The organism is Pseudanabaena sp. 'Roaring Creek' (assembly GCF_001402795.1).
In the GTDB taxonomy this organism is placed as follows: Bacteria; Cyanobacteriota; Cyanobacteriia; order Pseudanabaenales; family Pseudanabaenaceae; genus Pseudanabaena.
The window spans coordinates 1-1,243 of record NZ_LIRE01000389.1 but is presented as its reverse complement, the minus strand read 5'-3'; the positions used below and the strand labels follow the sequence as shown (position 1 = coordinate 1,243).

The following is a 1,243-nucleotide window of genomic DNA, read 5'->3' as shown; positions in this document are numbered from 1 at the left end:
TATAGTTGTTTTAAATAACTTGTAGACGGGCTTCGACTTCGCTCAGCCCTCGGTGTAAGCTAGCTGAGCGAAGTCGAAGCTGTAGTTTTTATTTGAATTATCTATAATCTTCAATCGTTTATAAACGTTTATAAAAAAAAGCTTCGACTGCGCTCAGCCATCTGTCACGTTGGCTGAGCGCAGTCGAAGCCTCTCCCAACTCATTTATACCAATTCCCAAAATGGCAATGCCATTTTGGGAATCTCAAAACCTTACTGGGATTGAATCTTTAATATTCGATGGTCATGCTCTCGTAAGTTATGCCACGGGTGGTACGAATTGTCTCAAGGGGCTTAGCCTTAATTTTGTTCGCAAATTGAGCTTCTGTCATTTCCAAGTTCACCGCATTATTCTCGACTTCACTATCTAACTGCGCGAGATCGCGATCTAGCTCGGCAAGACGATTAATGATTTGTTGTTGGCGATCGCATACTCGCACCAGTTCTTGTTGTAAGCGCTCTTTCTCATTGGCAAGCTGATGCATCTGAATATATAACGCCGATGGGGTTTTACGCAGAGGCATAGAACGCAACTTCGGTTGAATGGGGCGACGAGATGCGCGAGAAATAGTCATAGAATTTAGTCCCAATCGACATGTGATGGTTTGATTGTCAGGGAAAGTTTTGATGAAGCAATATGTGATTACTTTGTGATTACTTAATGTGTGATTACTTAATGTTAGAGGGTTCAAAGAATACTTTGTATAAAATAAACCCAACTAGAGCCATAATGCCAATAGAGATCGCCGCAGTGACCAGCTTAAACACAAAATTCAGCAATGTAAAAGCGACTAGACCAATGACGATAATTGCAGCGATTTTGGTCGCTCCAGTCAGACTATTTACCCAAGCAATGAGACTTCCCAGACTGCTTTTAGCAGCATCTACACTCTTTTCTACAGCAATAAATTCTGGCTCAGCACGTTTATTAGGATCGTGGGGCTGGCTACTTGCCTGTTGCTTGTTGCCCATCACTTCGCGTTCCAATTCACGAAAGCGCTCTTCAAGGTTATCAGTTTGACTCATAGCAGCAATGAATAAAAATCTAGTTTCCATTCTACCGTATTCGCATCTACCCTATTCGCAGAGATATAGCTATAGCCACTTAAGTCAGGACATCAAACCCAATAGAGAGTTGCGGCGTGAAGCGCCGCAACTCTCTATTGGGTTTGATTTTTGTCCTAACATTACTGACTATAGCTAT

General features: G+C 42.2%; 2 protein-coding genes. Both read right to left on the bottom strand.

From position 1 onward, the window contains the following. Positions 1-269: 269 nt before the first annotated feature. Complete coding sequence (locus tag AC805_RS13105; protein WP_009627762.1) at positions 270-614, bottom strand: hypothetical protein; 345 nt, start codon at positions 612-614, stop codon at positions 270-272. A gap of 94 nt (positions 615-708) precedes the next feature. Next, positions 709-1,095 carry a hypothetical protein gene (locus AC805_RS13100; RefSeq protein ID WP_055075847.1) on the bottom strand — a complete coding sequence of 129 codons (387 nt, stop codon included), beginning with the start codon at positions 1,093-1,095 and terminating at the stop codon, positions 709-711. Between the last annotated feature and the right edge of the window lie 148 nt (positions 1,096-1,243).